Here is an 8,416-nt window from a genome sequence, read left to right as displayed (position 1 = left end):
TTTATGGGGATTAAAAATGTTTGACTTTTGACTTTTGACTTTTGACTTCCCCGAACGCAAGAGCGTCCCGTAGGGAAGGGGCTGACTTCTGTTCAAATAAGACTGCGACCGATACTTGCTCCACCATCGACAAATAAGGTTTGTCCTGTGATGAACGCTGCTTCCTCAGAACAGAAGAAGGCGATCGCGGCAGCAATCTCGGAGGGCTGACCGAACCTACCCATTGGAATCATGCCGGTTGTTTTACTTTCGCCGTGCTGTACTATAGCAATCCTAAATCATTCGTGAAAAGTTAGATCCCCGACTTCTCATAGAAGTCGGGGATCTGAACACCGCAAATTTGAACGAAATCAGATAGGACTGCTATAGTCGCTTTCCATTCTCCTTAATCTCCGTAGACTGACACGATGAATATTGTAAAGTACACAATCTCATGTTATGTATGCAACGCCCTTTTTTCCAGTGGGCCGCGGACAGTTGATCTGAGATAGATGCTTCTTAAGGGCACCATACATACTACATACTGAGCAATCAATCAGTTTGCAATACTTAATGTTCGAGAAACTAATAATTAGTATTTCATGATATTGTGATCTCCAGTACATATTTTTTTGTATCCATCGTGTAAACTTTATCTGCGGACTAACATTGCTAGATAAATTTATGATAATTCGAGCGCCAAGCAGCAGCATCCCTAATTCTGCTGTGGTATTAACCTGACTTAAAGTTCTGTTATTTCATTCCTTGTAGAGGAACTAGTAGGCAACTAAAGCGTAAGTTTAGGTGCTGCCAAAGCATTCGATTATTAGATTCAGTGTCTAGCAAGAGGTGAATACCTGGGAACCAGACACGAGTATTTCAAAGCTTTATGGGGAAAGTATTTTATCACTCTGCCATCCTTTGTATTTTTTGGGCGGATGTCAGCGGTTGAAAGTAAACATGCTGTTGTCTACTCATCAGATATTTGCCACGTAGCCATGAAGGTTTGACCAAGATGTGTCAGACATTTGAGTAGTTAGGAATTAGCCAAGTGCAGCAGTGAAAGTAATAGCTGACATTACATGAAAAGCCATTAGTTATACGCAAATTAGCAATCACACTATAAAAAACAAAAAACAAAAAAGCATATGAGCATAACACGCAAGTTTCGTTTAGGTGCATTTATTCAAGCCACTGGTCATCACATATCCGCTTGGCGTCACCCCAATTCACAAGCAGATGCTGGATTTAATTTCGAGCATTACAAGGAAATTACCCAGACTGCCCAACGCGGCTTGTTCGATGCAGTTTTCCTTGCTGATAGCCCAGGAGTCTGGGGCGGCGCTCCAGAAACTCAGCATCGCAACGGTAAAATCGTCCATTTCGAGCCGGTCACCCTCTTCTCGGCCTTGTCCTCTGTGACCCAAAACATCGGGTTCATTTCCACCGCCTCGACTACCTATGAAGAACCCTACACCCTGGCGCGGAAGTTTGCCTCCCTGGACTACTTGAGTAATGGCCGGGCGGGGTGGAATGTAGTCACCACAGGGAATGAGAATGCCGCTCTTAATTTCGGACTTGAGCATCACCCAGAACATAGCCAACGTTATGAACGTGCCGAAGAGTTTGTGGAAGTGGTGAAAGGATTGTGGGATAGCTGGGAAGATGATGCTTTCATCCGTGACAAAGAATCTGGGATCTATTTCGACCCAGATAAAGTACATACACTCAACCACAAGGGCAAATATTTTTCTGTAAAAGGCCCTTTAAATGTGGGTCGTCCGCCCCAAGGCTACCCGGTGATTGTTCAGGCTGGAGCCTCCGAATCAGGACGGGACTTGGCTGCACGCACTGCTGAGGTAATTTTTACTGCCAATCAAACCCTAGCTGATGCCCAGGAATTTTATGCTGACCTCAAAGGTAGGCTGGGGAAATATGGGCGCTTCCCAGACGATCTAAAAATTATGCCTGGTGCTTTCCCAATCATTGGCCGTACCGAAGAAGAAGCTCAAGAGAAGTACGAATTCCTGCAATCGTTGATTCATCCGGATGTGGCCTGGGGGATTTTAAAGAACTATTACAAGGGTGAGGATCTGGCGAAATATTCCCTAGATGATTTAGCTCCCGAACTACCCAGCGACACCAACACCAACAAAAGTCGTCTCAAACTAGTCAGGGATTTGACTACTCGTGGAACTCTCACACTGCGCCAATTGTATCTCTCTCTTGCCACCGCCCGAGGACATCGCACCATACTTGGTACTCCCGAAACCATTGCTGATCAGTTAGAAGAATGGTTCAACAACGGTGCGGCAGACGGCTTTAATATCATGCCACCAATCCTCCCCACAGGATTAGATGACTTCATTAACCTAGTCGTTCCCGTTCTCCAGAAACGCGGACTGTTCCGTACTGAATACGAAGGCAGTACCTTGCGTGAAAATCTGGGATTGCGTCGTCCGGGCAATCGTTTTGCCGCCAAACAAGTAGATGAAAAATTGGTGTTGGCATAAATGACTTTTAATATCTGCACTGTGCTTAAGCAGCCCACCTTCTGTAGATCGCCGCCCTATAGAATCTGAAGATTGTAGCCAAAATAACTTGACACAAAATATGCTTACTCCCTTGCCTTTTCCTTTGCAATGGGGAGGCAGTCTGTTGTGCGGCTTTGCAGACATAGACTAATACAAATTAACCAGCATCCAATGCTGCGACAAAAACCCTGTAATTTTTTTGAAGGAAAAAAACATGAGTGAATATAGCCGATTGAAGACTTCGCGCTCTGCGGCAATCAAAGCAACCCTCGATTATCCAGTAATCGACACCGACGTTCACACCAATGATTTCACCCCGGCATTTGAGGATTACATCGCCAATTACGGCGGCGTGAAACTGGTAGATGAATTACGCAAGACCGAAGATTCGCGTCTCAACTCCAAGAGTGGGGGTAAAGACTGGTATCAACAAACCCCTGAAGAACGTCACTACAACCGCACAATCCGATCGCCTTGGTGGGCCAGAGTCACCAAAAACACACTGGATCTCGCTACTTACACCCTCCCCGGACTGCTCTATGAGCGTCAGGCGGAGCAGGGGTCAGACTATTCGGTGCTATTTCCGAACAATGTCCTGGCACCGGCTGGAGCCAGTCCAGAGAACCGTCAGGCACTGCAACGTGCGGTCAATCACTATCATGCTGATATCTACCGGAAATATAGCGATCGCCTGACACCGGTAGCTGGCATCCCATTAACTACTCCCCAAGAAGGCATTGAGGAGCTAGAGTTTGCAGTTAAAACACTGGGATTGAAAGTTATTAATATCACTGGGGGTGTGAAACGGCCAATTAAAGCGATCGCTGATAAGTATCCAGCTGATAAATTCCCTGAAATCGCCAAGTATGCGTCTTATATCGACTTTTATGGACTGGATAGTGAATACGACTATGATCCCTTCTGGGCCAAAGTAGTTGAACTAGGCGTACCCGTCACCACCCATTACGGCAGTCAGGGTTGGACTGGACGCTCCTCCACTAGTAACTACATGAACAACCATATCGGCCACTTCGCCGATGGTTCGCAAGCCTTTGCTAAGGCGCTGTTCTTCGGCGGTGTTACCAAGCGTTTTCCGCAGTTGCGAGTGGCTATGCTCGAAGGTGGTGCAGATTGGGGTGCCCATGTGTACATTCATCTGGTGGATCGCTTCTCCAAGCGCAATCTGAAGGCGCTGCAAAACTACAATCCAGCGCTGACGAATGCCGATGAACTGTTTGAGATATTTGAGCGCTACGGTGCGGAAATCACTCAAGGGCATTCCCTCGACAAGGAGGAATTGACCAAGAGTGTCTTGGGATCTTCATTCAGCCGTTTTAGTCGGGCGCCGATTGGTAGCGAATTGGAAGATTTTGCAGCAGCAGGCATTGAAACAACCGAGGACATCCGCGATCGCTGGGTGAACAGTTTCTTCTTTGGTTCCGAGTCCGACGATCGCACGATCGCTGCGGCATTCAATGACAAAGCTAATCCCTTGGGAGTCAAAATTAACGCGATCTATTCCTCCGATGTTGGTCACTGGGATGTGCCAGACCTCACCGCCCCCTTGGCTGAAAGCTGGGATTTGGTGCAAGAAGGGGTTATTTCCGAAGCCGACTTCAAGTCTTATGTATTCGCTAATCCCTACAAGTTTTACACCCAAGCCAACCCCGAATTCTTCAAGGGTACGGCGATTGAATCCAAGGTAGGTAACACCGAATTTAAACAACTGGACAAGAGCCTGGTAGTGGTATAAAAAGCAAAATGAGGGAGAAACATGAAAAATATTCTCCCTCATCACCTTCTTCGATAACAAAGATATACACTTTCAGCCTGGGAGATCGACATGACGATAACGACTGACCCTGATGTTGGGGCCCGGGAGGCGCTACGCCTAATCGGCCCCGATCCCGATAACTGGATACCTGACCGCCCAGGCATCGATCACAACGTCACGCTGGTGGGTGGCAGCGGCAGTGGCAGCACCTTTGCATTTGCGCTGCGGCGTGCCGGCATCGGCCGCGTGACAGTGATCGACGCGGCTGATGATGAGGCTCATGCTGGCGTGTGGCTCAACCGAGCGCGGATGAATAAACTACGCACGCCGAAGAACCTGCCTGGCCACGAACTTGGGATTCCGGCGCTGTCGTTCCAAGCTTGGTACGAGGCGCGGCACGGTACTGAGGCATACGCAGCGATCGACCGCATCCCCCGCTTGCTATGGGCTGAGTACCTCAGTTGGTATCGGCAGTTCCTGGGCATCCCGGTTCGATACCGGACGCGGCTGGTGCGGATCGAGCCAGCAGAAGGTTTCTTTCGCCTGCACCTTGAGGTAAATGGTGTCGCGCAGGTGGAAACCACGCGCAAGATCATCTTCGCCAACGGTGTGGCTGGCACTGGTGGCCCCCACGTGCCATCGGTGCTAGCTGGACTGCCACGCACGCTGTATGCACACACCGCCGATGCCATCGACTTTACGGCGCTGCGCGGCAAGACTGTGGCAGTGCTGGGCGCTGCGGCCTCGGCCTTCGACGCCGCAGGAGTGGCGCTCGAATCGGGAGCAAAGGCGGTGCATCTGTTCGCGCGGCGACCAGCGATCGCATCACTGCCTATAATTCGCGTGCGCGGGTATCCTGGCGCTTACTACAACTATCCAGAACTGCCTGATGCAGCTCGCTGGTTCCAGGCTTGGCGTTTTCGCAAAGTTGGTTCTACGCCCCCACCCGACGCAATTGAGCGGGCGATCGCCTTCCCGAACTTCCACCTACACCTGTCGGCAACATGGAGATCAGCGCACGAGCAGGGCAACCGCATCGTCGCGCAGGTGAACGACGATGTATTCGAGTTCGATTTTGCGATCGCTGGTACTGGTTACTTTGTTGATCCGACGGTGCGACCCGAACTAGCCGACTTTGCACAGCACATCGCCCTCTGGCGCGATCGCTACGAACCACCAACTGACCAGCGCGACGATGAGCTAGGCACGCACCCCTACCTCGGCAGTGCCCACGAATACCAGGAGAAGGTATCCGGCAGCGCACCTTACCTGAAGGATATCCACGTCTTCAACCCCGCAGGCTTTGTGAGCTTCGGTCTGCCCATTGGCGACGTGCCCAGCATTCGGCGCGATGTGCCGGCGGTGGTGGCACGCATCAGCCACGACTTGTTCTTCGCTGATTGGGCACAGCACGAGACACGGATCACAGGCGACAACATCGCGCCAGACTTTGATGCCTCGCTGTACGCCGCGGCACTGTGGAAACAGCCAGCCAAGGCGGCAGTTAGCTGAGTCTGGGTAGTACACAGGAATTTTAGATTTTGGATTTTAGATTCAATTGCAAATCCAAAATCCAAAATTTAATTGCCCAAATCAAATTAGGAGTCACAACTATGCCCGTCGAACAACGTCACGACACCAGTAATGGTTCCTTGCCTTATCTTTTCTCGCCTGTTTCTGACAATGCCAACAAACCTGCAACCCTCGTGCTATTTTTGCACGGAGCACGCGATCGCGGGACGGATCTGAATGTGCTACTGAAATGGGGTCTACCTCGTTTCGTAGATTTATCCGACTCGTTATCTTATGTCTTCGCCGCACCCCAGATTCCAGCCGAACAGACTTGGGTAGATCGAGCAGATGATGTGCTTGCTTTGCTCGATGAACTGATCGCCTCCCAGCCCATTGATCCAGCGCGGGTGATATTAGCCGGGTTCAGCTTAGGCTCGGCGGGTATCTGGCATATCGCTGCTTTGCATCCTGATCGCTTCGCAGGTCTGGTACCTGTGTCTGGACGTGTACCCAAAACATTAGGAGAAACCGAACTAGCTGCACTCAAAAACATTCCCATTCAGATATTCCAAGGTGGACAGGACAAAAACCTGCCGATTGAGGATACAAAGAATTTTGTTGAGCGCTTACGCAAAGTAGGAGGGAAAGTCGATTTGACAGTCCTACCGGAAGGCGATCATTTTATTGCAGATGAGGTATACAGCGACTCGAAGTTGCAACAGTGGCTAATTTCACAGAAACGTCGTGAAATTTCTGTAATTGTCTAATGGATTATGTCTTACGCACCACCCGATCACTGGAATCAAGTCTTTGCTAAATGGAAGGATGCTGGCACCGATCTAGATTGGGGAACCCAATGGACGAAAGTTCATCTTCCCTTCCTCAAGTCCGCCAACGTTAAAACTGTGCTTGACCTTGGTTGCGGGACAGGGAACGACGTGTTACGTCTTGTAAGGCAAGGTTTCACAGTAATTGGTGTGGATTTTTCAGATGAAGCAGTGCAACAAGGACGCGAGAAAGCAAAAAAGCTAGGACTAAGCGCACAGTTTGTAGTTGCGGATATGGCAAAACGTTTGCCTTTTGATAGTGCAACATTGGATGCTGTCATGTCCAATGTTGCCATCCACATGTTTTCAGATCAGATTACACGCCAGTTGTTTAAAGAAATTCGACGAATAGTACGCCCCAACGGATTATTTGTTTTCCATGTTAATTCTACAGAAGACGCTTTAGTTCGGGCAGAACGCCACCCACCCATACGCGAAATTGAGCCAAATTACTTTCTAGAACATGATGGACAAACTATGCATTTTTTCTCTAAAGAATATTTGCTAGACCTTTTATCTGACTGGAAAGATGTAGAGCTAAAACATTACGAAATATTGCATGAGCAAACAGGCAAGCCGTTTAAAAGAGTTTGGTGGGGTAAGGCAATACAGCCTGACTAATCGCCTCGTTAAGAGTTTTAAGAATCGGATGTATTACGAGAGGGTTGCTGCGTCTGGATGGGAACCAGTCAATATATTAATATCTTCGTGAGATGGAAAATAGAATCATGAACATAATGCTTCGTCCCAAGTCAAAATCGAACTTATTCGCCAAAATTCAGTTGACCAAAAAAGACTCATGATACAAGCCCCTAAATTTATTTATGGAGAAGAAAAATATGTATGTAGTGACGCATTGCGCGAAAAATACGGCGCCCAGGCGAACCGCTCCGCCTCCGGTCCGTTTACTTGCCCCTAAATTTATTTATGGGGATTATTAATTTTGACTTTTGACTTTTGACTTTTGACTTCCCCAAAGGGGCTGACTTATGTCAGATTCTCGCAAAGAAATCAGAATTTGTTTTATTGGTGAATCGTTTGTCAATGGCACAGGTGATCCAGAGTTTCTGGGTTGGACAGGTAGAGTGTGCCGCAATGCTGAATCAAGAGGATACGCTATCACCCATTACAATTTGGGGGTGCGGGCAGAGACGAGTCGGTTTCTCAAACAACGTTGGTACTCAGAAGTCTCTTATCGTCTCCCAAGAGAATCCGATGGTCGAGTAGTGTTTTCCTTTGGCGTAAACGATTCAGGATGGGCGGGTAAACAGCAAGGAATCGAATTGTCAGAGTCAATTGCAAATGCTCGCAGTATCTTAAGCCAAGCAAAGCAACTCTATCCGATCTTGATGGTCAGTCCGCCACCCTGTGGTGATGTCGCTCAAGAAAAAAGAAATCAAATTCTTGCAAATCTGTCACAGGAATTTGCATTAGTTTGTGATCAACTAGATGTTCCGTATCTCGATGTGTTTTCCAGTTTGGTGAAGTCACCAATCTGGCTAGCAGAAGCAAAAGCCAATGACGGCGCTCACCCAAAAGCAGATGGTTATGCAGAATTTGCAGCGATCGTACAAAACTGGGAACGTTGGTTAAATTGGTTCACACCTTAAAAATGCTGACATCGTTATCCTATTGGCTAATCATGGCTTAGTACAGTTTTGCGTAAAAGCGTAGCATTAACAATGCAAGCCGATGCATTAACAATGCAACCGACGCATTAACAATGTAAGCCGATGCATTAACAATGTAAGCCGACGCATTAACAATGTAAGCCGACGCATTAACAATGT

Annotated in this window: 7 protein-coding genes; 6 read left to right on the top strand and 1 reads right to left on the bottom strand. The window is 48.3% G+C overall.

The window, feature by feature from the left end; translation table 11 throughout:
• Nucleotides 1-92 precede the first annotated feature (92 nt).
• Nucleotides 93-272, bottom strand: coding sequence for an SDR family oxidoreductase (locus tag Q0541_RS31050; RefSeq protein ID WP_298920216.1), 180 nt, complete (start codon nt 270-272; stop codon nt 93-95).
• An 855-nt stretch (nt 273-1,127) separates the two neighbouring features.
• Here Q0541_RS31050 and Q0541_RS31045 point away from each other — a divergent pair.
• From Q0541_RS31045 to Q0541_RS31020, 6 genes are all read left to right on the top strand, one after another.
• Nucleotides 1,128-2,492, top strand: coding sequence for an LLM class flavin-dependent oxidoreductase (locus Q0541_RS31045; protein WP_298920213.1), 1,365 nt, complete (start codon nt 1,128-1,130; stop codon nt 2,490-2,492).
• Nucleotides 2,493-2,727: 235 nt separating this feature from the next.
• Nucleotides 2,728-4,266, top strand: coding sequence for an amidohydrolase family protein (locus Q0541_RS31040; RefSeq protein WP_298920209.1), 1,539 nt, complete (start codon nt 2,728-2,730; stop codon nt 4,264-4,266).
• Between the two features lie 90 nt (nt 4,267-4,356).
• Nucleotides 4,357-5,799 (top strand): FAD-dependent oxidoreductase, encoded by a 1,443-nt coding sequence (locus Q0541_RS31035; protein WP_298920207.1) that lies wholly within the window; start codon nt 4,357-4,359, stop codon nt 5,797-5,799.
• A gap of 101 nt (nt 5,800-5,900) precedes the next feature.
• On the top strand, nt 5,901-6,566 hold the full coding sequence (locus Q0541_RS31030) for a dienelactone hydrolase family protein (protein WP_298920205.1): 666 nt from the start codon (nt 5,901-5,903) through the stop codon (nt 6,564-6,566).
• Nucleotides 6,567-6,572: 6 nt separating this feature from the next.
• A complete protein-coding gene (locus tag Q0541_RS31025; protein WP_298920203.1) occupies nt 6,573-7,247 on the top strand; it encodes a class I SAM-dependent methyltransferase in 675 nt (224 codons plus the stop codon).
• Nucleotides 7,248-7,615: 368 nt separating this feature from the next.
• Complete coding sequence (locus Q0541_RS31020; protein ID WP_298920201.1) at nt 7,616-8,236, top strand: GDSL-type esterase/lipase family protein; 621 nt, start codon at nt 7,616-7,618, stop codon at nt 8,234-8,236.
• Nucleotides 8,237-8,416 lie beyond the last annotated feature (180 nt).

This window comes from uncultured Nostoc sp., from assembly GCF_937863485.1.
Lineage (GTDB): Bacteria > Cyanobacteriota > Cyanobacteriia > Cyanobacteriales > Nostocaceae > Nostoc.
Note: the sequence above shows the minus strand (reverse complement) of the source record. Positions and strands in the feature narration are given on the sequence as shown.